The 22,331-nt window shown below is 53.0% G+C and carries 18 protein-coding genes; 1 reads left to right on the top strand and 17 read right to left on the bottom strand.

The window, feature by feature from the left end:
* Nucleotides 1-155: 155 nt before the first annotated feature.
* Nucleotides 156-2,597 carry a coiled-coil domain-containing protein gene (locus IDH45_RS09445; RefSeq protein ID WP_190926896.1) on the bottom strand — a complete coding sequence of 814 codons (2,442 nt, stop codon included), beginning with the start codon at nucleotides 2,595-2,597 and terminating at the stop codon, nucleotides 156-158.
* 395 nt (nucleotides 2,598-2,992) lie between these two features.
* Nucleotides 2,993-4,921, bottom strand: a complete 1,929-nt coding sequence (locus IDH45_RS09440) for a glycosyl hydrolase family 28-related protein (protein WP_190926894.1) — start codon at nucleotides 4,919-4,921, stop codon at nucleotides 2,993-2,995.
* 216 nt (nucleotides 4,922-5,137) lie between these two features.
* On the opposite strand from IDH45_RS09440, the gene IDH45_RS09435 reads away from it, so the two are divergent.
* On the top strand, nucleotides 5,138-5,995 hold the full coding sequence (locus IDH45_RS09435) for a helix-turn-helix transcriptional regulator (RefSeq protein ID WP_190926892.1): 858 nt from the start codon (nucleotides 5,138-5,140) through the stop codon (nucleotides 5,993-5,995).
* Nucleotides 5,996-6,102: 107 nt separating this feature from the next.
* On the opposite strand, the gene IDH45_RS09430 is transcribed toward IDH45_RS09435, so the two are convergent.
* From IDH45_RS09430 to IDH45_RS09360, 15 genes are all read right to left on the bottom strand, one after another.
* Nucleotides 6,103-7,218: an extracellular solute-binding protein gene (locus tag IDH45_RS09430; RefSeq protein ID WP_190926890.1), complete on the bottom strand. Its 1,116-nt coding sequence runs from the start codon at nucleotides 7,216-7,218 to the stop codon at nucleotides 6,103-6,105.
* Complete coding sequence (locus tag IDH45_RS09425) at nucleotides 7,215-9,029, bottom strand: RNA polymerase sigma factor (protein WP_190926888.1); 1,815 nt, start codon at nucleotides 9,027-9,029, stop codon at nucleotides 7,215-7,217. Before IDH45_RS09425 ends, IDH45_RS09430 begins: the two co-directional genes overlap by 4 nt.
* A gap of 303 nt (nucleotides 9,030-9,332) precedes the next feature.
* Entirely contained in the window at nucleotides 9,333-9,752 is a 420-nt protein-coding gene (locus IDH45_RS09420; protein WP_190926886.1) for a hypothetical protein, read from the bottom strand.
* 3 nt (nucleotides 9,753-9,755) lie between these two features.
* Nucleotides 9,756-10,607: a right-handed parallel beta-helix repeat-containing protein gene (locus tag IDH45_RS09415; protein WP_190926884.1), complete on the bottom strand. Its 852-nt coding sequence runs from the start codon at nucleotides 10,605-10,607 to the stop codon at nucleotides 9,756-9,758.
* Between the two features lie 208 nt (nucleotides 10,608-10,815).
* Nucleotides 10,816-12,123, bottom strand: coding sequence for an extracellular solute-binding protein (locus tag IDH45_RS09410; RefSeq protein ID WP_190926882.1), 1,308 nt, complete (start codon nucleotides 12,121-12,123; stop codon nucleotides 10,816-10,818).
* Between the two features lie 543 nt (nucleotides 12,124-12,666).
* Complete coding sequence (locus IDH45_RS09405) at nucleotides 12,667-12,969, bottom strand: hypothetical protein (RefSeq protein WP_190926881.1); 303 nt, start codon at nucleotides 12,967-12,969, stop codon at nucleotides 12,667-12,669.
* A 390-nt stretch (nucleotides 12,970-13,359) separates the two neighbouring features.
* Entirely contained in the window at nucleotides 13,360-13,629 is a 270-nt protein-coding gene (locus IDH45_RS09400; protein WP_190926878.1) for a CD3324 family protein, read from the bottom strand.
* Nucleotides 13,616-14,551 (bottom strand): hypothetical protein, encoded by a 936-nt coding sequence (locus IDH45_RS09395; protein ID WP_190926876.1) that lies wholly within the window; start codon nucleotides 14,549-14,551, stop codon nucleotides 13,616-13,618. The genes IDH45_RS09400 and IDH45_RS09395 overlap by 14 nt, the downstream gene beginning before the upstream one ends.
* 378 nt (nucleotides 14,552-14,929) lie before the next feature.
* Nucleotides 14,930-15,862, bottom strand: coding sequence for a helix-turn-helix domain-containing protein (locus IDH45_RS09390; protein ID WP_190926874.1), 933 nt, complete (start codon nucleotides 15,860-15,862; stop codon nucleotides 14,930-14,932).
* Between the two features lie 73 nt (nucleotides 15,863-15,935).
* Nucleotides 15,936-17,258 carry an ABC transporter substrate-binding protein gene (locus tag IDH45_RS09385; protein ID WP_190926872.1) on the bottom strand — a complete coding sequence of 441 codons (1,323 nt, stop codon included), beginning with the start codon at nucleotides 17,256-17,258 and terminating at the stop codon, nucleotides 15,936-15,938.
* A gap of 187 nt (nucleotides 17,259-17,445) precedes the next feature.
* Nucleotides 17,446-18,774, bottom strand: coding sequence for a Gfo/Idh/MocA family protein (locus IDH45_RS09380; protein WP_190926870.1), 1,329 nt, complete (start codon nucleotides 18,772-18,774; stop codon nucleotides 17,446-17,448).
* A 73-nt stretch (nucleotides 18,775-18,847) separates the two neighbouring features.
* Nucleotides 18,848-19,030, bottom strand: coding sequence for a hypothetical protein (locus IDH45_RS09375; RefSeq protein ID WP_190926868.1), 183 nt, complete (start codon nucleotides 19,028-19,030; stop codon nucleotides 18,848-18,850).
* A gap of 235 nt (nucleotides 19,031-19,265) precedes the next feature.
* On the bottom strand, nucleotides 19,266-19,454 hold the full coding sequence (locus IDH45_RS09370; RefSeq protein WP_190926866.1) for a hypothetical protein: 189 nt from the start codon (nucleotides 19,452-19,454) through the stop codon (nucleotides 19,266-19,268).
* A gap of 76 nt (nucleotides 19,455-19,530) precedes the next feature.
* Nucleotides 19,531-20,727, bottom strand: coding sequence for a DegT/DnrJ/EryC1/StrS family aminotransferase (locus IDH45_RS09365; RefSeq protein ID WP_190926864.1), 1,197 nt, complete (start codon nucleotides 20,725-20,727; stop codon nucleotides 19,531-19,533).
* Between the two features lie 355 nt (nucleotides 20,728-21,082).
* Nucleotides 21,083-22,237, bottom strand: a complete 1,155-nt coding sequence (locus tag IDH45_RS09360; RefSeq protein WP_190926862.1) for an ROK family transcriptional regulator — start codon at nucleotides 22,235-22,237, stop codon at nucleotides 21,083-21,085.
* Nucleotides 22,238-22,331: the final 94 nt, after the last annotated feature.

The following is a 22,331-nucleotide window of genomic DNA, read 5'->3' as shown; positions in this document are numbered from 1 at the left end:
AGATGGGAATGAACCGCCCGCTGATAAGGAGAATATAATGAGCTTTGATGCGCGCCCCGGTTCATGAACTTCCGGGGCAAACTCGTATGATTCCCAGAACGACGCAAACAAGCCCCTTCCGGTGTTAGAAGGGGCGTTCGTCCTCAGCAGCGGTTCTACAGATAAGCGTCTTCCATCGGATTCGGACTATCGTCGGGAACCGCCTGAAGCCGAGAGGCCAGATAAACGATCGCGGCGCTGAGCGACATGTCATACATTCTGGCGATATCGCCAGCAAGCGACTCTAGCTTCTCCGCTTCTTTAAGCGCTTTATTCTCCCGTCTCTCCCTCGCCTGGTTGGCATCAATCTCCGCCCCGCGACGCAGCATCGCCTCTTGCCGTTCCGCCTCCAGCGTTTCGGTGTTGCTTTCCGCGTAACGGGACAAGCTCGATTTATTAGCCTCGTCAGCCGCTTGAAGCGACTTCTCCTCTCTAAGCGCGGCATACGCCTCTTCCTTGCTCGGCACTTGTCGCACAAGCCGCTGCAGCTCTTTGGCAATTTCGTCGATTGTCGCGTTTTGTTGCTCCGCTTCAGCCGTCTTTTCTGGAGCCAGACCGGACAGTTTGCGACCGGCCTCGACGTACAGGTCGAGCTGCTGCGCGATTTGAGCGGCCAACGATTCCGCGCTGCCGATCCCGAGTATACGCAATTCGCGCAGCTCCGCAAGCGCTCGCTCCGCCCGCTCCACTTCGGCTACCGGATCGGTTATTGCGGGAGCGGCGTGTTTTTTGCTGCGGGCGCTTTGCGAGGCCTTCTCCACTTCCTTACTTCTTCTCTCTGCAGCTTCCACGTATTTATCGATATCGATGCTTTTGCCGACCAGCTTGTGACGGCCAAGCGCGATTTTGCCCTGCTCCTGACGCACCTTTTTTTCTTTGCCAGTCAACGCCTTGAAATCAGTCGCCGCCCGGTCCGGCTCGGTTCCGCGGTCCCACTCGACATGCTCCGGCTGCTCGGTCTGCTGCTTCGCCAGACTTCCGATCGCTTCCTTGTACGCTGTGACCGCGTCGCGGAGCTCCGTCGTCTCCGAGCTTACATCACCCGAATCGTCTTTACCGGTTCCAGGTTCGATCGCATGTACCAACGTATCGCGTTTATCGCTGTCCCCCAAGTCCGCGATCAGCTGCTCCGCCGTCTCCAGCAGGCCGTATCTTCCTGATGCTTTCTCGAGATTCTCGATCGTTTGCTTGTTCAATACGTTCCGTCTGCGGTCGACGATACGCTTCAACGTCTCTCGCAGCTGGAACTGGCAGGTCAGGCAAGATACGACATCCTGACCGCCGCTGTACAATTGCGGGGCATCGTTCATATCCAGCACTTTGACCGGGTTCGTATTGCCCATATACTTTTTATCACGTCCCTTGCTCATTTTTACTTTGACTTTCGATTCGTATCGGACGAGCACCTCGGTCATCCCCATCGCGGTATCGCCGGTCAGATTAGCCGGAAAATCGGGCAAATGCGGATCGTTAAACGGGTGAACGGCCTGCGGGGCGGCGCAGGTCCCGACCGGGTTGCCGGTTTCCACCACTGTACCGTGCGTCGGATGATCGTGCTGCACCTTGTCCCGGCCGTTGTCCTGAACGATTTGATGATGGGGATGCTTGGGCATCTCTCGCTGCAAAATGTCGGTGAAGGTCTGAGTCAACTGGTCATGTTTCGTCGTCGTATCGTGGGTAACCGGGATTCCGCCATTGTCTTGAACGATCTGTTCGAACACCTGGTGTTGCGTCTGCCCCATAAACCCGCTGTGGCTCACATGAATCTCATCGTTCGGCAGGACAAGCACGCCCATCATGAACGACTCGCTCCATTTTCCGACGATCGGATTGCCCCCGTATTTGTCAGGCACCATTTTGGCCGGGCCAATTCTGGGTTTGATTATTTTATACTGCACATTGGCGGTAAAATCGTTCAACAGCGCTAGACGGATCGTCGCCGCAACTGTTTTGCTTGTCTCGCTTTGCGGGATTGTCTCGTACAGTTCCTGCGAAGGGCCGATGCCCCGTTTATTCGGATGATCCGGCTCTGTCGCCTTGACCGTATTGATGCCTGTGCGGATATCCGTCAACTTGGAAGTGACGTCCCCGATATCCGCCTTGCTTTGCAAACCGGCCTTCACCTGCTCCCACAGGGTAGATATTTGCCCGTGCCCGGCGGCTTTCGTCTCGATATATTCGACGACCGACTGCTCGAAAGTTTGCTTGCGCGGGTTGATCAGCGTCTGGTAGACGTAATTCTCCAGCGTTTCCCAGTTCGTCGCCGCCGGAACGTCCGAGTCGATCATGCGCCGGATGACCGCGGAACCCGTCCGTGGCGCTGCCGGTTTACCCGGGTTGGAGCTTGTCCACCGCTCCAGCATAGCGCCGACCGCGCGGTTCCCAATCGTGCGCTGCAGCTGCAGAACGTTCATTCCGGATCGCGGCGGAATCCCGCCTGCAGCCAACATCGGCACGGCTGCCGCTGCATATCGGCGATCTTGCGCGTTTACCGCTTGTCCGCCGCCTCTTTCCCGCGATAACGTCCCCCGCTCCTGCCCGGCCGATTTTTCCATCATCATTTCGCCCCCATTCTGAATAAGATATCCTTAAATTACCATACTCAAGGGGTGCCGGCATGAGCCATGAGTACCGGCGGTCCGAAAAAGAATTTGTCAGGAGATTCAGGAAACGATAGGCGATCGCGATTTATACGAATTCGACATAACCGAATGCAGATTGAAACGGACGAAGAGGCTGACGCTGACCGCGCTTCATTCCGCATCCATCCCCAGCGAGCCTGCCTACCAGCCAGCCTTCTCCATACCGCCCGATCGATCGCACCCACGACTCCTTCGCTTACTCCTCCTCATAAGCGAATATTGCCACTCCGTGTCACGGAAAAGTAACCGGTCTGAACACAAAAAAAGCCGCATCTCTGCGGCGAGCTTGTACGCGTTCCAACGATATGACGTTATTTGGCGACCCAGCCTTCCGTGCCTGTCCCAGTCTCTTTGACGAATAACGTGGAGGTTGAGCCCCCGTCTGTTCTCAAATAGATCGATCCGGGAGGCGCGCTTCGCACCAGCTCGGGCAACCCGGCCCCTGCCATAATGCGTGTGCTTCCGAGCTGCCAGTGAAGCGGACCGCCGATTCCGGCGTTGGCTACTCTTGATCCGTTTTCTCCGCCCAACGTGTCGACCCCGTTGGCAAACGTATTGCCGACCAGATTAATATTCGAGGCTAAGCCGGTGACTTTGATGCCAACGGAATTTTCGCTCGACGCCTTGGCCGTCATATTCATCGACACGACCAGCAAATCGTCGGGGTTCGTAGAGAAGTACAGCGAGTATGTTCCCGCACCGACTACCGTATTGCCCACTACGTTTAACTGCGCTACGCGGGTCGTATGGATGGCGGTCGTGATGCTGGAACCGTCCGCAGTAATCACGTTGCCGGTAATCGTCAGGCTGCCGAAGCCGCCTGCGGGAGAAGCGCCGAACGGCTCGGATACGATCCGGCAGCCTCGCAGACTGTTGCCCGATACGACGATCCCGGTCGTGATCTTGGTCGGCTCATCGGCGTAACCTTGGTGCGTCACGCGGATTCCTTTGACGTTGCCCGTCCCGACCACTGTATTGCCGGAAATCGTGACATCGACGGAGTCGTCCGCCCATATGCCGTTTATATTGTCCGTACAGGTGTTGCCGGTAACGGCGATTGCCCGGGCCCCGTTTTCCAATTGGATGCCCGCAGCACTCGGACCGGACCCTGTGGACAGACAGCCCGTAACGGTAGCTTCATGCACGCCATACAAACCGATTCCCGCTGACGTGACCGGATTGTGGATCTGGCAGGATTCGATCGTGACTCGGGTAATACGGCCGTTAGGAGTGGATCGAAAATTGATGCCGCCGCTGCTTTTGGAGACCGGATCATGATACGAGCGGACTCCCCGCACCAGGATGTTATTCGCGGTCGTTCCCGAACCATCGCTGAAATGGAATTTCACCGGATGCCACGACCTCCGAACGACGATGTTCTCAATCATCACATTTTCGATAGGTACCGATAAAGAAGCGTCGAACCCGTCGCCCGCTCCGAACTCGATGCTCGACAGATTACCGCCCGGAGTGATTGTATAGGCGTTCTCGATCGACAGATTGCGGAATACCACGTTCGAGCCAGCGATATAAAACAACACTCTGCGATTCTCATACGTAATCGCCTGCGTAAGCAGCGTACCAGTCGTGCCCGAGATCGTAACGTTGCCGGGAACGCGAAGCGCATACCCGAAACTCATACTTCCCGGAGCGGCGAAGGTGTAACGTGTTCCGATGTTATAGGTGCCGGATGGAAGAAATACTTCCCCTCCCTCTGCGGCAGCCGCATCGATTGCAGCTTGCAGCGCGGACGTATCGTCGTTTGCCCCGTCGCCCTTCGCACCGAACCATTTGACGCTAATCGGTCCGGCAAAACCTCTTTTATACCTCAATCCGGAAGCGCTTACAATAATCGTGCCCGTATTATCCGCCGACCCGGTATCCGTCGGATCGAGACCGAACACGCCTTCCATGTTGTGATCCGTTACATAATACGCAGTGGCATAGGTTGAACCGGTCAGACTCCTTAGCTCTGCGATCGTAATGACCTGTACGGCGCTCTCCGTCAAAGCGTCTAGCTGATGTTTAACCCCCTTTGCCTGAATGTCTACTTCCCCGTAAACACTTTTCGCCACAGAAACGGCAGGCGTCAGCCCCAGAATCCCGGTAGCAGCCGCAGCAGCTCCCGTTACCCCTAGTGCGGTCAGCATTTTTCTTCTCGATAGCGATTCGGTCGTCCCGGTTGAATCAATTCCTTCGCCGGAACCGGCGGCCGGGCGTTCGAACTGATCTTTATTCATCCCATTCCCTCCCCATGTTCAGTCCATTGGATACCCCTACTATATCACGGCTTTGTTGCAGACTCTTGACCGTTGATGGGCGGTTTTGGCGGTTATATGACTGTGAGTGTTTTTTAGGCGGACGGCTTTGGCGTCCGGACGTAAAAATCCGGCTCTCTGCTCTCCCGTAATGTTGTATACTTATTAAAAATCGGCATGAGCCAAGGTGGAATTGGGATGATACCGCATTCATATTGCATATTCGACCATTTTTACTACAAGTGGAATAAACTATTGGCAGGCCAGGTTCTCGTTCATTCGCATGTGCAGTACGAGATCTACTATTTTCACGGCGGGCGGTGCGATTATGTGCTGGGGGATCGTACCATTCCTCTGCAGCCGGGCGATCTGATCATTATGAACGGATTGACCCCGCATTGCCCCAAGGTAGACCGGTCTGCCGAGTATGTCCGGACGATGTTCTCCTTCGACCCGCACCTGGTTCAGCTGTTCGGGCACAACCTTCTTGCCTGCAACCCGTTAAAGCCGTTTGAAACGTTGAGAAATCATCATATCCGATTAAGTACGGCGACAAAGACCGAGTGTGAAGACATTTTATCGCGAATCAACCGCTACTACTATTCAGAGGACCCCGTTCACCGCAACCGGCTGCTTGCCGCCTTTTACGATCTGCTGATGCTGATCTATGAGTTATGCCGGGGCGAGATGGAATCCGCCAGGAACGGCGTCTCCGATTGGGAACGGTATGTTCAGCAAATCGTGGCGTACATCGAAGAAAAGTATATGGAGGACATCGGGCTGGACCGGATGGCGTCAGAGCTTCATATGAACCGGTTCCATATGATGAAAGTATTTAGGGAAGTAACCGGAATGACCGTGTTTGACTACCTGTTCAAAAGACGAATCGACCAGGCGAAATTAATGTTCCATCATTGCCCGGATGACTCCGTAACCGATGTATGCTATAAGTCGGGCTTCAAACATCCTTCCCATTTTAGCCGGGTATTTAAAAAACAAGTCGGAACTGCGCCCGATCCATACCGGAAACAGATACGCGAGTTCCCTTTTAGCTGATCCGGACCATACGTTCTGTACAGAAAACGAAGAGACGCCTTCCCTTTCCCGCACAGTAACGATAAGGAGGCGTCTTCTCTTTTTGACCGAGAGTGATGATGTTTGTATCAGCCAAATCTCGTCCAAGAGCGCATCGTCTGGGCCACATCCGCACCGTCCACGATCATACGATGAATATCGTCATTGATCAGTTGCCGGCTGGCGTTCCATTTGCGATTCAGGAAAAAGGCGCCGAGCTGAATAACGTCCAGCTCTTGAAGGTAACGCGACCAGACGGGGTGTTCTGTCAAGCCCTGTTCAACCGCACTTGATTTCGTAACCGGCAAAATCCACGACCGGCTGGTCAAAATGTAGTGTCGCAAAAACTCCCATGCGAGACGCGGGTGTGCCGATTTTTTCGTCACGTGCGCTCCGGCCATATAAATCATATTCGCGTTTACCCCGCCCGGCATGTACGGCAAACCAACTACGGCATATTCATGTTCCGGGTCCGGATGATGATGAAAATGCCAGCCGAATGCGAAATTCATCGCCGCCTCTTTATACTCCTGTCCCTCCCTGTAACGGGAAGGCTCGTTCGGCATCCGGACAATCTTATGTACCCGGAAGGCATCGATCATCAAGCGGAACGCTTCAATCGTCGCAGGACTGTCCACGTATCCGTGTGCCGTCGATCCGTCCGGTGCGACATAACGGCCGCCATTACGCAGGACGAACGGCTCCCACCATTCGATATCGATGCCGATCCCCAGTCCGTACTGAGACACATTGCCCTGTGCATCGCGGATCGTAAGCTTTTTCCCGTGCTCCACCATATCGTCCCACGTCCAATCATCCGTGGGATAGGGCAGGCCGGCTTCATCAAATTTGTTTTTGTTAACGATAACGAGCGGCATCATGATCTCCAGCGGCAATCCCGGCAAAATACCGCTGTGCGTGACGACCCTCCGAAGACCCGGATACCAGTCTTCCCATAACCCATCGTCCTGGGCATACGGTTGCAAATCGAGAAACAGATCATCGGAATTGCCCACTTGAAATCCGCCTAGTTCAATCAGATCCGGCGCCTCTTCTGATCCCATCGCTTTCGCCGCTTCAAAGCCGTCAACCGCCTGCTCGATCCGGATGTTCACATCCGGGTGAAGCCGTTCGAAAGAAACTTTGGCTGCCTGTACGATAGGCATGTAATGCTGGATTTCCGTCATAAATCGCAATTCGATCATGGTTCGTTTCCCTCTTCCCCATCCATAATAGCGATACTTTTCTCCATATATTCGATTGCCGCACTTTCAAATGACCGGGCTCTACCCAGTTGGACGGCACAAGCTTCACGCAGCTCCGGCGACATTACCTCCGATGTCCGAATGAAGGGAACCTGACGGCTGATTTCCCCTATGGCCTCTGCCGCTTGCTCATAAGCCTCCGAGGCCAGCAGCGTCAGCCGCATCGCTTTCCCTTCGAACGGCACGCCGCGCAAGTACAAGGCGGCATATCGTTTCGCTTCCGCATAAACGGAGGATAGCTGTCCCATCCCATAACGGTTGGGCCACCCATGCGGGCTGCGCAAGTGACCGATCCAACGATCGTACGCCGCAAGTCCCGAGGTATAGGTTAAATAGTTGGTTCGCGGCTTGTATTCGCAGCCTTGCTTGGCATAGTTGATCGCAAAACGGATCGTCCGCAGCGCTTGCTCTCGCTCCACTTCTTGCTTCGCCCGCGGACTGCTTCTGTCTGCAGGCTGATTCCGTTTGCCGCTAATACCGGCAAGAAATCGGACCGGATTGTTCACAGCATCGTCATACGTTACCGTTTTCCCTTCCGGAAGCATCGGGTCCGTAACATACAGGACGCGCGCCGCATCATCGTACCCGTAGACCACTGCCCATTCGTGCACATAAGGTTTGGATACCTGCGTATCGAAAATCAGCACTGCTTTCCCAACATCGATAAACTTCCGCAGAAACGGAAGCAAAGCTTCCTCGAGACGAAGCACAACCGGAAACCGTTCCACCGCCCCCAGCAGTGGAACCGGCGCATCCGCAAGCTGACCGCACACCATCGTAACCTCATAGCCAAGCTCTTGCATCAGCCGCTGCAAATTCAGTCGCCAATCAAACATATAGATCCCATCGGCGAAAGTCGTTCGATCCGAAATCTTCATGCGGAACGCAAAGGCGGACACTCCCATCAGCTCCGCCGCATCTCGCCGATCACCGAACATGTCCAGCATACGCCGGATGCCGTCCACGAACGTACAGCGAATGGAATCATCCGCTTGCCCCGCCGGCAACTGAATCCTCTTAGCCGTTGACATTCCGCTACTCTCCTTCTTTTCCGGTGCCAGACCAAGCGAGATGCGGATATGCTCCTTGCGCAGCTTCTGACGGGAACGGTGAATATAGGTATATACCGATCCGGTTGTCATCTTGTACATGGAGGCGATCTCGTCAGGGCTCAATTGACGGAAAAAATAAGCTTTGAAAATCTCTTTTTCCTTGCGGTTCAGACAGTGCAGTAAAGCATGAATCGTCTCGTATAGTTCCTTGCGCATTAGATGCTCCGCCGGATCCTGCTCCTGTTCCGCTGCACCGGCCGCCTTACGGGTCAAATGATAAAGTATGCTGTCCAGATTCCCCCAGTCGACCCTGGAACCGTCAGCAGAATCCGTTACGCCCATAGATGCAAACGGCCGCTCTTTCCGGTGAACTCCGCCTCGGCGCAACCGCATATTCGCCTGGTTGCGCACGATCCGGTGCAGCCAAGGAAGAAAACGGCTCGTATCGGCGAGCGAGCCCACATGCAGAAACGCCCGGATAAGCGCATCCTGAACAATATCGTCGGCCATATGAGGGTCCCCGGTCATACGTTCCGCCCAGCCGTGCGCTTTGCCGCGATACTGTTCGATTAGCTCGCCGAACGCTTCAGTATCTCCTTGCTGCGCCCGTTCTACAAGGTCCTGATCGCGAACGCCGGATGCCTCAATTTCCAAAGGAGGCTTGCCGAACCCGAATGTACTGTCGTTACCTGCTCCCATGTTCCCTCCCGTTTCTCTATGGCTTACTAAGATAGATGCCGGTGACGAACTGGATTTGAACATCTTTTTTGATTTTTCTTTGTAACGATGGAGTCGCACATTTGATCGTTAACTACGCCTATGCAGAAAAAAAGACTTCGGGCATGTACACCCAAAGTCTTCGCACAAAGAAACAGCAGCACGTTGAAGTTCATCCCCTGCTTGCGGTCGTTTTCTCTGTGTGATCCTGAGCAAGGGTTTTGATATGGATGTAGATATGAACCATGGCCCTCACTTCTTTCCTTCTTCACTTTAGTAAAAATCTTACATCCGTACTACGGGAATCGTCAATGATTTTCCGTTGCGGCTCGCTGCTAAATGAATCCGATCGAATGGGCAGCCATTAGTTCTTTTTTGCTTCGATGGTATTGTTGGCTCGGCCATCAAATTTTCGATCGTATTGGCGGAACTTTTAGTAAAATCCAAATACTCCAATGTAATGAACGGATATTTTTTGCGGACCGGTTCGGCAAAAAAGGTATCGAACTCCGCTTGCTGAAACGCCGTATTCCAGTTGTTCACCCGGAGTGTAACCGGTTCGGTGCTGAGCTGCTTCGCCTCCTGCACGTCCTCCGCTTTCGACACCCCCGGATCGGCAGCAGCGCCCGGCTTTCCTGAACAACTGATCAACATCGTACTCGCAACCACCCATGCAACTCCATGCACTAGCCATTTCGTTTTCATGCTTCAACCCTTTTCCCGTGTTTCTCTCCTGAAACGTTCCTCCCATGCTCGCGCCAGCTTACAAAACGCCATAGGGTTGAAACACGGTGCAGTCGCGCCAAACGTCCCCGCCGATACACAGATCCACCCGATATGGCCGGCCGCCCCGGGAAGGATACAAACCACTTTGTCGCCTTCCTTCCAGGCGCCTGTCGTCGGCAAACTGTTCGAATACCACGTTTTGAACCCACGTTCGATCGTTGTGACCGGCGTCGTCCCATATACGATATCCGCCGTCGTATTGTTGTACGACTGATTGTGCGCAAGCTCGATGTTGGTGGCACTATCCACCAGTCGAATGCCGTACTGCTGAGTCCGGGCCGCTCCCGCTCGCGTATCGCAGATTAAGTTGTTGGCCACATTGACGCGGTCGCTGCCGACGGAAACGAGGATACCCTCGCGCAAATTGTCCACGCATACGTTGGCATTGACGACAACCCGATGGCAATATGTCAAGCTGATCCCGTAATAAGCGGCATTGCGGATCGTGTTGCCCTCAATGACGAGATCGTTCGATGCATAACGCTCGATACCCGAGCCACCCGAGTTTTGGATCTCGTTGTTCGCTATTCGCATTCGCCCGCCGTTTGAAGAGTTGTAGATGCCGGAACCGACCGTTTGCCCGTTCGATACGAACAGATTGCCGACGATCGTACATTCTTTGGCGTTTCGCGACATATCGACGCCCCTGCCGTAATAGTTCTCAAACTGGTTGCCGATCGCGGTAATACGAATGCCGTTTATCCGAATGGCATATTGGGTCCCCAGATTCGGCTCCAGCTTGAAATTGCGGACGATATTGCCTGAGAACGTCACATGCGAGGAAGGAACGGTTCCGCCGTTGTTCGGCTTCTCGTGGGTATCGGCTTTGAACGCCGAAATCCCCGTCAGCTCGCCGACATGCGCCCGCAGCTACGGTTACCCCTCCGATCCCCGCTATTCTCAATAAAGTTCTTCGGGCTGAATATGCGGTCGCACAGCTGCTCAACATCGATCATGTCCGCCCAATATTCCTTCAAATGGCTCAGCAGCCTAAGGCGAAGGGATTCCGAAAAAAACAAGACGTGATACGTCCGGAACGTAAACAGGATTTCCCGGAACATCGCATAGCGGTCCGGTCTCTTCTGACGGCCCGCAACGGGCCGTTCCCACAGCCGCCGGCAGCTCGGAAGGCTGAACGAATGCGCCTGGATGATCTCCTGGGCTCTCTGCGACGCCATATACTGCAAAATAAGCAATGCCTCTTCCTTATGCTCAGAATGCCGGTTGACGGCGGCGCCAATGGAAAAAAAAGAGTCGCCGGATCGTACTGGAACGGAACTGGAGATACATCAAAGTCCAAGCCGGATTCGAGAAAATCTTTCAACTGCGGAAAACTGGCGAGCAGCATGGAAATTTTACCTTCCCGGAACAACCGGTTGATTTCCTTGTCATCCTGAGACAAGTACAGCGGCGACATAGCGCGGTTGTGCAAAATGTTTTTGCAAATGCTCATGTTGTGCGCGAGTTTTCGCCGCAGCGCTTCACTTTCCCACGGAGCTTCCCACTCGCTTCGGATGCCGCTTTGCAGCAAAAAGATCGGCCAGCGGTTTTCCGATATGGCATGGAAGCCAAAGCCGTAACGGCCGGCGCCGTTCGATAAAGCTGTCGCACTGTGGAACAACTGATCCCAAGTCCAGCTTCCGTCCGGCTCCGGAATGCCGCATTCCTCAAAATGCGCCTTGTTGTAACAGAGAACGACCGGACCAAACACAAGCGGCTGAGCACGAAGCGTCCCCCCGTCACGAAACGGCTCCAGCAGGAGCGGATGCGTCTCTTCCGGCTCCGGCAAAGGCGCAAACGTCTCGGCCAAGTCTTGCTTGACGAGCTCCTGGAATTGGTGATTGTTGACACTGATCAGATCCATCTCGCTGTGTTCGCTGCTTAATACTTCCGATACCGGTCTGTAGTACGCAACCGTCTCGATCTGAATGCGTGGATACAACTGGTGAAAATCGTCGATTAGCTTCTCCAGCTGCAAATCTCGCAATATGGTTCGGCTGCAGTTGAAACGTAACGTCGTATGCGGATGCAGCGGTTGAACCTGATTGCCGACCCGGGGAATTTTGCGGATGAAGCCCGCTTCTTCCAGCACTTCAAGCCCTTTGCGGATCGACTTGTTGCTAAATTGAAACCGTTTCGACAAGGCCATCTCTGAAGGCAGATACGACTGAGGCGCATAGGTTCCGTCGATAATCTCCTGACGGAGCGTAGCGATCACGTTGTCCAGCTGATACTGGAACCGTTCCTTGGATGGTCGGTTTAATAACTCCCCCTCCTTCCTGATGTACAAACAACGATCATTTTGTACATTAGTAGTTGTTAATTATGTAAAATTGTGTTAATTGCATCTTATAGAAGTTGTGAAACCGCTGTCAATCTTTAATTTTGTACATTAGACTATCCATGATCATTTATTTTGTACATCAGTACAAATAAACAAAAATCGTGATAAGGACAAGCATGGATAAGAAAACCGTCCGGAACGATCCGGACGGTCCTTTGATGTGCGACCCGCACTCTGGTATGTGGAAGAGAATGGGTACCTTGGCTCCAGCCGCTTATTGATAAGGTTTTGGGAGCCCCTTCGACTTCAAATGAGACCGTACCTCTCTTTCTTGCGGGCAAAACGAGTCGGCTTCGCTGAAACGGAACCTGCGTATGGGCTCTCTCGCATAATAAGAGTCTCTCGCACCCTTTATTTTCGGCATATTGGGCTGACAGAGACGAATAGAGGCGGTTTGTGCCCCTTATTTCAGCTAACCAGTCGGGTATGCACCCGTTTCGCTGAAATTAGAAGCTCCAAACCGCTCTTAGATCCTCATCCAAGCAGGTTTTAGACAAAATAAAAGGTACGAACCGCTCTTATTCTGTCGGTCGGCTTTTGCATCAACAACGTTTCAGATGCGATCGGCCGGACGCCAAGCGCCAATACCGTACCCAAAAATGCCGGAGCCGCTACACGTTGCGGACGGGCAGGCACCTTGTTGCCTTTTGCCGATATGCTGCAAATGAAACCGCTCGGACAACATACGTCTCCGTCTGCCCACAGCTCCGTTTGTTCATTAGCCGCAAATAAAAACATGCTCGCCGGTGCTACATAATCCCGAATTTCGTTGCCTCGCCCGATTCGTTTCACCCGAACGATGACCTGATTCCATAGTTGATTTGTTCACTAATGTTCATAGCCATTCCACATCACTTACAACTGAAGGGGTCTGCACCTTTTTCGCGGATATTAGCGGCTTCAAACCGCTCTTATTCCGCGCCGAAGCCGGTTTTCGGACAAAATAAAAGTTGCGGTCCCCCTCTCCCCCAGCTAGCAAGACAGAGAGCCGAGCGGCCACGATAAACAACGATAAGCAACTTGCGACGCCAGTTGACTCGACTAGCGACTAGTAAGGAAGCCCTTTACGCGCCGTAGTACGGGGAAGAACTCATGCATTCAGGCCTCTCAACAAAAGCTGCCTGGCATCGTCAGCCTCCTGAAGTATCACTCCTTCCCCTATTCCCCTGTTACTCTCACCGTCTACTCCGTATGCAGCTCATACAAAATCCCTCGTATCCGTTCTTCGCTCAGATGATAAATTTCTGACAACTCCGTTACTCCGATCCCGTCCATATATTTCTGGTATATTTCTTTGTTCCGACGCTCCAGCTCGTCCCGCGCTCCGCTTGTTTCTCCCCAACCCTTCCGTTCGGTCTGCGGAATATACAGATGCGCGCCCCTGACATATTTCTGAATCTCCCGTATGAGACTTTCCGGCAGCACATCGCGCGCGTTATTATACCGTTTCATGTCCGCGCCCGATCGCTTTGGTTAAGGCAAAGAAACTGCTGTGGATCTCGTCGAATCCTTCCCGAACCATTAGCGTAAACACATCCACATGTTTCATAGACATTAAGGAGTTGACCTTGCGAATGTCCAACTGCTTCATCGAGTGCAAAACGCCTTGCAGAAACTGCCTTTTCTCTTGCTTCGTCAATTCGAATGCTGGACGAAAGTGAAGGTTGAAAGCGGTCGCCGACAAAACGTCGCTGCTCGGGTCTACCTTTTTTACCTTATAATAGGCAATGGCGGTGATCTCCTGCTGATCGTTGCGCAATGTCAGGATCACGTTGCTAGTCTCGACCGTTTGAAACTGGTGTTGAAAAATGATCGCATTCGGAGCATTGCCGTCATCGGTCAAAATCCGATGCACCTCCTCTAAACTCAGCGCTTCCGCGTTAAGGTTAGCGGTGTCCATTTCTTCAGACGCCTCCCATTCGTCCATGGAAAGACGGGCGGAGACGCGCATATATTCATCCGCTGTGCGAAAGCCCAGACGTTCGAGCAGATAGAGCTCCCGGTTCTGCAGTTGTCCGAGCTCCGTCTGGGCAAAATACGCCAGATACGTGCCTCCCCGCTCGAGAATATCGTCCGCACACTTTTCCAGCATCCCGTTCAGCACTTCGAGATGATCGACATCGGCCTCTTGGATTGTACACGTGATAACTCCATGCCGATCCCTCAGATCAAGCATCATCATTGCTACAATCTTCGACTCCACCTCGGTCACGTAACTTTTTCGCGGGAACGGCCACGTCTTGGGGAAGAACATAGTTCTCACTTGATCGGCATGAAGTGCCACAGACCTTCCATTTTCCTTTAACCAGCTAGTCATCTGCTCGAAATCGTCGTCTTGCCGGACCTCTCGAATAATCAGCTTCGAATTCGACACGCTGCTCAACTCCTTGTACTTGGATATTGTCATTATGCCAGGTAATGGCACATACTGGAATCTTACAAATTCGTATAAAAAAACTCGAACAATCTCGGCAAACGATATGTCGTACCGATTGAACATAGCATGCCGCTGTCATCCGGCGGAAACTGGGTTGCGGTTGCCGATCTGCCTCATCGCAAGGTTAGCTTCTAGACGAAGTAACGCCTTGCAGCTGTCCCTCTTTCACAAACTTACATGTTCCGGCGTGGGCACGGCAAAAAACCTCCCGGCTCATCTGCCGAGAGGCACTTTTTGATACTCGCACAACCGCGAAGGTCTTGGGCTTTTCCAGACCGATGATACGGCCTGCCGGACTGTTGCTCCCCGCATCGCCTACCCGCGCTGTCTTAACCGCGCTACATACTGTTTGGGCGTACAGCCGTTATACTTCTGGAACAGCCGGTAAAAGTGGGTGATGTTCTCAAGCCCGACCATACGTGCCACTTCGTTAATGCTGGCGGACTTCGTCGCGAGATGCCGTTCGGCCATATGAATCCGTTTGAAGTTGACGTATTCGATGAACGACGTCCCCACGACTTCCTTGAAATGCTTCGAAAAGTAACTGTAGCTCATGTTCAGCAGCTTGCACGCCTCTTTCATCTCGATTTTGTCCGTCAACTGCCGGTCGATGTACTGGAACACAGGCTGGAGCGCGTGCAGGTCCGTCCGGTTGCGTACATCGGCTCTTTTACGATCGTTCCGGTACAGGCTGAGCAAAATCTGCTTCAAGTACAGACTAACCGCGATTTCAAAACCGTCCGCCTGGGACTGCATTTCCTTGAAAATATGCCGGATGTTCTGTCCGGCCAAACGTCTCACTTCGTCATTTTCGCGAAAGATAACATTCAGCTCGCTAAGCGGACGATGATACTCGGAGAAGTAATGGTAATACGGCGTAATCGCCGGTTCAAAATAGGGAAGCAATTTTACATGCATCACGAGGTAGACGGCTTCGTCGCAATCGGATCGCTGGTTGGCATGCAGCTGGTTCGAGCCGATCAGCAGGACGTCCCCCTTATGCAGCCGATAGCTTTGATCGACCGTATGGAACACGACGGACCCTTTCTTGACGTAGATGAACTCCAGCTCTTTGTGATAATGCCATCTCAAGAGGCCAAGCTCCCAGTCGTTCCTCACCTCGATGATCTTGATCGCCAGCAAGTCGCTCTGATAATGGATCGGTTCCACATGATCGTTCAGATGAATCATCCGTCTCCCCTTCCCGTGCATGTCCGCATACGCCGTATCGACTTCAGACTGCGCCATGCCAACTTCCCTATAATAGATGATCTGTTTCTTCAATCTATCATAAAAGAACGGTTACGGGATACGGCTTGGTTCAGCCGCCCGTCGCTTTTTTCTCGGCAATCTTCAGCTTCGCCTGCTCGCTCGCCTTGCGCAAAAACGTGTTCACATCCTCTTCTCCGTTGGTCAGCTTCGCTTGGATCGAGTTCAGCAGGCGGGCGACCTCGAGATCGTACGGTCCCATATTTTGAATCGGCGGCGTATTCAGGAACAGCGCTTTGACGTTTTTGCCCTGCAGCGCAGGATTGCTGCTGCCGAACTCTTCTTTCAGCTTCGGATCTTTCAGCGCAGGCAGGCGGCCGACCTTGCTCAGCGCAAGCTGGCTATCGGTGCTCGTCACAACGTCCATCACGCGGAACACTTGATCCTTGTGCTTGCTTGCGGAAGTCATGATCAGCACAAGCGAATCCAGCGCCATCGACTGTCCCCGGGTCTCCGCGTAGTTCGGATAAGAGACCAGGTCCCAGTTAAGCGGCGTACCTTTGCTTGCCAGCTCTTTCACTTGACCGAACGTATACGTCGTTACGCCGGCATACATCGCCACATCCCGTTCCACGAAAAAGTTGTTCAGCTTCGTCGTCCGGTTTTCAGGCAAGTCGTACAGCTGCTTGAACGTGGTCGCGGCTTTTTTCCAGCTGTCCTGGTCCAGCGCCGGCGCTCCCGTCTTCGGATCGGTATACGATACGGCCAGCTGTGAAGCGAATTGGGTCAGCAAAGACGGATAAATCGCTTTGTAGAATACGTCCCCGTCCTTGCGCGATACCCGCTTACCAAGCTCGATCACATCGTCCCAGGTCATTTTGTCGACGGGGTAGGCGACACCGAATTTGTCGAAAATATCTTTGTTGTAAAACAACGCCGAGCTGTTATACGAGAATGGCAGCGCTGCCAATTTGAATTTCGGCGCATACGACTGGAGACTGTCTATCGTCACGTTCTCGAACCGGCCCAGATCCATCTTCTGCTCGCGAACGTAACTGTCCAGATCCTGCACGATGTTCAAGCTGAAGAAATCTTCCATGTACCCTTTCGGCGAATAGATCAAGTCCGGCGAAGCTCCGGTTGCGACCAGGTCCTCCAGCTTGGTTCCCGGCGCGTTTCTCACCAGGTTAAGCGTGATGTGCGGATATTTCTGGCCGACTGGTTTTACGAAATACGTTTGAAACTCTTCATCCGTCAAGTCTCCGCCATAATAGTAGATCGTTAACGTAACCGGATCGTTGCTTATTTGTTTTGGCGCTTCCGGCGCAGTCGGGTCTCCCGCCGCCTTGCCGCCGCCCGAACCGGACGAACATGCGGATAAAGCCAGCGCAGGCAAGCACAAACCGAGCACCATCGTTTTTTTCCAAAGTTTCATGGTTGATCCCCCTTGTTTTGTTCAAAGTGAATTTGCGATACTAGTAATTCTGCATCAAGATCAAAGATGAAAGCGTTCTCAGCTTATGGAGTTTGGAGTCCCCCGAAAGGACCCGGCGTTAGCACTCCACACATTCGTCACTTTGGGGGAAACGGTACAATTGAACTACAGTCGATCTTCAGTTGATCTACAGTTGAACCTGATGTCCGCCGACTCGGGACCGATCTGCCGCAAATCCGACAAAATGGCCGTACACCGAATCGTCGAGGGTGGTCGTAGACAGGGACGGCTCCTCGCCCCGGACGACGCGCAGGAAATCGGTTACAAGCCGCATATCGCCGCCACCATGCATATTATCGGTCACATCGACGCTCACCTGCTCTTCCCGGTAACCGTGGGGGGCCGACAGGTCCGGATAACGGAGCGTGAAAAAGCCGTCCTCCAGCACGCCTTCAATCTCGCCACGGGTGCCGACCAGATGCAGACGGCGGCAAGGTTTGGCGGTATTGCCGTTCAAGCTGAACGTGCCTGTCCCCCCGTCCGCAAACTCCACAACAACCGCTTGATGATCGACGACATCGTTATCGCTTGCCCATACACATCTTCCGAACGGATTGTCCGAGCAAAGCGATTCCCGTTTTTGCTCCTCGGTAGGCCGCTCGCCCAGATGCTCAATCCCGTGCCATACATAGGCGCCCCACAGGTTGAGCTCTAGATACATCTTTTTGGCGGAATATTCGCAGCTGTCGACGAGCGGACAGTCCACGAGACATCTCGTGCCCGCCCCGGCCGGCTTTTGCTCTTCGCGGAAAAACATCCGTCCCCCCATACTGGAGACGTGCTTCGGCCGGATGCCCGCTTTCATCCATACCATCAAATCCAGATCGTGACAGCATTTCGCCATCAGCATCGAGGAACCGCCGCTCTTCTGGCTGTTCCACTTGCCCCGCACGTACGCGCTGGCAATATGGTGGTAGCTTACATTTTCCGCAAACTGCATGTTGATGATTTCGCCGATCGCTCCTTCGAGAATTCGCTTGCGAATCTCCGCGTAAAACGGCGCGAATCTCAATTCATGGCAAATCATTACCGTACGCCCCAAGCGATTTGCAGCCGCCTGCAGTTCGCGTACCTCCTCCTCGGACACTCCGATCGGCTTCTCCAGAAGGACATCGTAGCCCGCTTCCAGCAAAGGCAGCGTCGTCGCCACGTGCAGATAATCCATCGTGCCGTTAAAGGCGACGTCCGCAATGAGCGGCCCGGCTGTCATTTGTTCGATCGACGTATAGCAGCGCTCCGGCGGGAGACGGTAGGCGTCCATCGCTATCTTCCTCCGCACGTCGTCCGGTTCAACGACCCCTACGATCTCCAACTCGTCGGCATGCGAGACGGAATACGACGCATACAGCATACTCCGGTGTCCGGCACCGATAATAACGGCACGTATCGGATTTTGTTTTGGTTGTGTACTGCGCTTCTCCTCCCCCTGTGCGATATGCTCCTCCAATTGTCTCATAAGTATCGTCCCCTCCTGAGAAGAGGATACCTCGGATGACCTCCTTTCGGATATGACGGTTTTTAACACGTTCTTATCCTTTTTTACGGTGGGGGGTTATCGGGCTGCGTAACAGCCGAATCGTCCGGCAGGCAGCAACCGGCTTCCAATCCGCCTGTTTGATGCTTCTAGCGGAAGTTTTACTTCCGTTATCTGTTGTTCGCGGCAGAAAATCAGCAAATAGCGGAACAATGAGTTCCGTTATTTTCAGTTCCATCGTCTATTTCACCGTGCAAATTCGAAATAACGGAAACCAAACTTCCGCTAATGCGTGAAAATTGCGTATCTTGCGAGAATAACGGAAGTAATTCTTCCGCTTGTACAAAGGATAACCGGCACGTGTATGCGCTTCATGCACAGCACCAGGAGCTAACCGGCGATTCCGGCGATAGGTGCGCCATACGAAAAAAAGAACCGCATCCAAATGCGGCCCTGCAAACGATTCCAGCGCTTTAAGCCATCCATCTCTCCATCTGTGACTCGTACGCGGCCCAGCCCATTTTCTCCGCTGCCGCTCTCGTCCCGTCCGGGTCCCTTCCCGCGATCGCCCGCATGACGGGCACCGCTTCCGTATCGAAATAAAACGGCAAATCGCGGTAGACGTGACTATGCGCCTTGCCCATGAATTTATAGCCGATCATCCCGATGCGTACCGGCCTTTATCCCGAAAATATCCCCGTTCGCGCCCAGGCAACAAGACCCGGCGCCTGCCTCCATCTATATAGTCGCCGCTACCTTGCGTACGGCCTCGATCAGATCGTCGGCATCTTCGTCCGTCATCGATTGATGAAGCGATACGGATATCGCCCTGCTTAGCCAATCCAGCGTACGCGGGCACATATCCGGAGCGTATTCCACATGGCCTTTATAATGCTCATTCGTCCATGGATTGTCTTTGTCCGATATCGCTACCTTATTCATCACATAAGTCCAGTTTTTATAGATGTGCCGGTCTGCGAAGCCGTTATTGTCGATCGTACCGTTCGGGATTCCTTCCTGCTGCAATTCACTTGAGAACCGCTGCGCTTGCGCCACTGTCGGCAAGTAAAACACGAGACTGTACGAGACGTCCCCTGCCGGGTCCGGTATACGTTGCAGCCGGATGTTCGGAATATCGCGAATCCCTTCCACGATCCGGCCTTTCAGCCTCTGCAGCCGATCTACGAGCGAATCGATTCGCTGTGATTGAGCCATAGCCAGAGCGGCATTCAGCTCGCTCATCCGGTAATTCTCGCCGGGGAACGGATCAAAGTCGACGCTGCTTTCTGTCCCCCAGCGCGCGAAGCGGTTGTTGCCCCAAAACGTAAACGCCGAATCGTGGTAAATACTCGCCCGGGCATAAATCGAATCATCGCTCGTCAGCAGCATCCCGCCTTCGCCAGCCGTAACCAGCTTGTATTGCTGAAAGCTGAGGCAGCCGGCATGGCCCAGCGAACCGAGGGCCCTGCCTTTATACGATCCGCCGTTCGCTTGAGCCACATCCTCGATCACGGTCAGACTAGCTTTGTCCGCAATCGCCAAGATCTCGTCCATCTGGCAAGGAACACCTCGCATATGCACCGGAATGACAGCTTTTGTATATGTCGTAATGGCAGCCTCAAAAGCTTGCGGGTCCATCGTCAAACTGTCGTCCACCTCGACGATGACCGGAACGGCTCGAGCGATCAATACAGCTGTTGCCGTGGCGATATACGTATAAGAAGGAATTATAACTTCGTCCCCCGGGCCGACTCCGGCCCCGATCAAAGCCGAGATAAGGGCGGATGTGCCGGCATTAACAGCCAAACCGTGCTTCACGTTTGTCCGTTCCTTATACATTTGCTCGAGTGCGTAAGCTTCCGACTGATCCTGTCTGCCGCCGTAACGGAACAAGCGTTTCTTCTGCAGGACTCGCAGCACGTATTCTTTCTCCAAGTCCCCAATCTCTTCTGAACTTATCAGCCCGAATGACCAAGGCTTTGTCCGCACGGGTTTGCGGTCATTAAATTTGCTCGCTTCCACCGGGATCACTCCTAGAAGATTAAATTAATTTACAATTTGAATTATATGACATGATATTATTTTAGTAAATACATAATTTGAATTATATATTAAAAAAAATGTTCTTTATCAGCAGCAATAAGAAAAGCTTCTATTCGAAGCCTTTTCCACGATGAAATAAAGGAACTCCTTTCCGTTACTTCGTCTATTCTCCTTCGATTGCTCGAGAATAAACGATTAGCGAAAAAAGTTCCTTCATGATCAGGAATGTATGAAGCAGCTTCCACCCTTACGCCAGAATCGATGTACCGGCCAAGGCGAGCGCTCCCATCATACCTTGATTGTGGCCGTAAGAGCTGGAAAGCAGCCGCAAATTTACGGTAGCATAGCGATTCGCACGCAGCAGAATCGTTCGTTTCGTTTCCTCGAAGACGATCGGCAGATTCTCGAATACGGGACCGCTTATATAGATGACTTCGGGATTAAACAAATTGACCGTATTGCTCAAAGCGATTCCGATCGCTTTGCCGGCGGAGATACAAACGTCGATCGCGGTCTTGTCGTTCTTCTTGAGCGCATCCAGAACCGACTCCTGGTTGCCCGATTCCCGCTGGTACGCCGACTTGATCATCGGAAACGTGACAAGGTTTTCCAGACATCCGTAATTGCCGCATAAGCATCTTCCGGCGCGTTCGTCCGCTGTAATATGGCCCAGAAGTCCGCCTACGTTGTTAAAACCCCGCAGCAGTTGCCCGTTAATCGTAATTCCAGCTACGATACTGTAAGCAATATGTACGATAATAAAATCGTTAACCGATTTGGCCTGCCCGAACACTTTCTCGGCGACTGCCATGGCCCGTCCGCTTTCGTCCAAAAAAACAGGGCATCCCAGATGGCGCTCAAATACGGATACGATGTCCAGCTCTTCCCAATCGGCGATATTAGGTACGTTAACGATGCGTCTTCGAGCGGCATCCACAATGCCGCTCACTCCAATCCCCGCCGCATCGATCTCGGCTGCCGATATGCCCGCATCTTCAAGAAAACGTTTGATTTTATCGAGCATGGCCGGTAGAGGGTCCTTATCGCGCTTGAACTCTTCTATTAAGCAAACTTGCTCCCGGATGATCGTAAGGTTGCTGTCGGATAAGGCTATTCGGAAAAGGTAACCTCCGATATCGATCCCCAAGTAACGAAACTTGTTTGGATTGATTTGCAGCATCACCTCTTTTCTGCCCATTCCTTGGCCGACCCGCTCGCCCTCCACAACATATTGCCGGTCTATCAGCTCTTTGCTCATATTGGTTATGCTGGCTTGCGATAAACCCATCGCCTCGGCGAGCGCCTTGCGCGATATGCCGTCATGCCGGCGAATCCATCGAAGAGCCTCGATTTCGCGTTCGTTTAATGCTTTCATGATATTGTTCATTATCTCTTCACGCATGGTGTCGGTTCATCCTTCCGGCCTTCAATATAATTTATTCTATAAAGCATATCACGACTACCTCTCTTCGTTCAAATCTGGAGAGGATGCAAGT

This window comes from Paenibacillus oceani (assembly GCF_014705615.1).
In the GTDB taxonomy this organism is placed as follows: domain Bacteria; phylum Bacillota; class Bacilli; order Paenibacillales; family NBRC-103111; genus Paenibacillus_AB; species Paenibacillus_AB oceani.
The sequence above is the reverse complement of the archived record's forward strand: the minus strand, read 5'-3'. Positions and strand labels throughout refer to the sequence as shown.

Bases quoted from the DNA above. Each gene is read 5' to 3' on its own strand.
- IDH45_RS09420 (WP_190926886.1), bottom strand. From the start codon at position 9,752: ATGAAAACGAAATGGCTAGTGCATGGAGTTGCATGGGTGGTTGCGAGT.
- IDH45_RS09400 (WP_190926878.1), bottom strand. From the start codon at position 13,629: ATGAAACGGTATAATAACGCGCGCGATGTGCTGCCGGAAAGTCTCATA.
- IDH45_RS09445 (WP_190926896.1), bottom strand. From the start codon at position 2,597: ATGATGGAAAAATCGGCCGGGCAGGAGCGGGGGACGTTATCGCGGGAA.
- IDH45_RS09440 (WP_190926894.1), bottom strand. From the start codon at position 4,921: ATGAATAAAGATCAGTTCGAACGCCCGGCCGCCGGTTCCGGCGAAGGA.
- IDH45_RS09370 (WP_190926866.1), bottom strand. From the start codon at position 19,454: ATGATCGGCTATAAATTCATGGGCAAGGCGCATAGTCACGTCTACCGC.
- IDH45_RS09435 (WP_190926892.1), top strand. From the start codon at position 5,138: ATGATACCGCATTCATATTGCATATTCGACCATTTTTACTACAAGTGG.
- IDH45_RS09425 (WP_190926888.1), bottom strand. From the start codon at position 9,029: ATGGGAGCAGGTAACGACAGTACATTCGGGTTCGGCAAGCCTCCTTTG.
- IDH45_RS09375 (WP_190926868.1), bottom strand. From the start codon at position 19,030: ATGGAACTGAAAATAACGGAACTCATTGTTCCGCTATTTGCTGATTTT.
- IDH45_RS09390 (WP_190926874.1), bottom strand. From the start codon at position 15,862: ATGGCGCAGTCTGAAGTCGATACGGCGTATGCGGACATGCACGGGAAG.
- IDH45_RS09360 (WP_190926862.1), bottom strand. From the start codon at position 22,237: ATGCGTGAAGAGATAATGAACAATATCATGAAAGCATTAAACGAACGC.
- IDH45_RS09380 (WP_190926870.1), bottom strand. From the start codon at position 18,774: ATGAGACAATTGGAGGAGCATATCGCACAGGGGGAGGAGAAGCGCAGT.
- IDH45_RS09385 (WP_190926872.1), bottom strand. From the start codon at position 17,258: ATGAAACTTTGGAAAAAAACGATGGTGCTCGGTTTGTGCTTGCCTGCG.
- IDH45_RS09430 (WP_190926890.1), bottom strand. From the start codon at position 7,218: ATGATCGAATTGCGATTTATGACGGAAATCCAGCATTACATGCCTATC.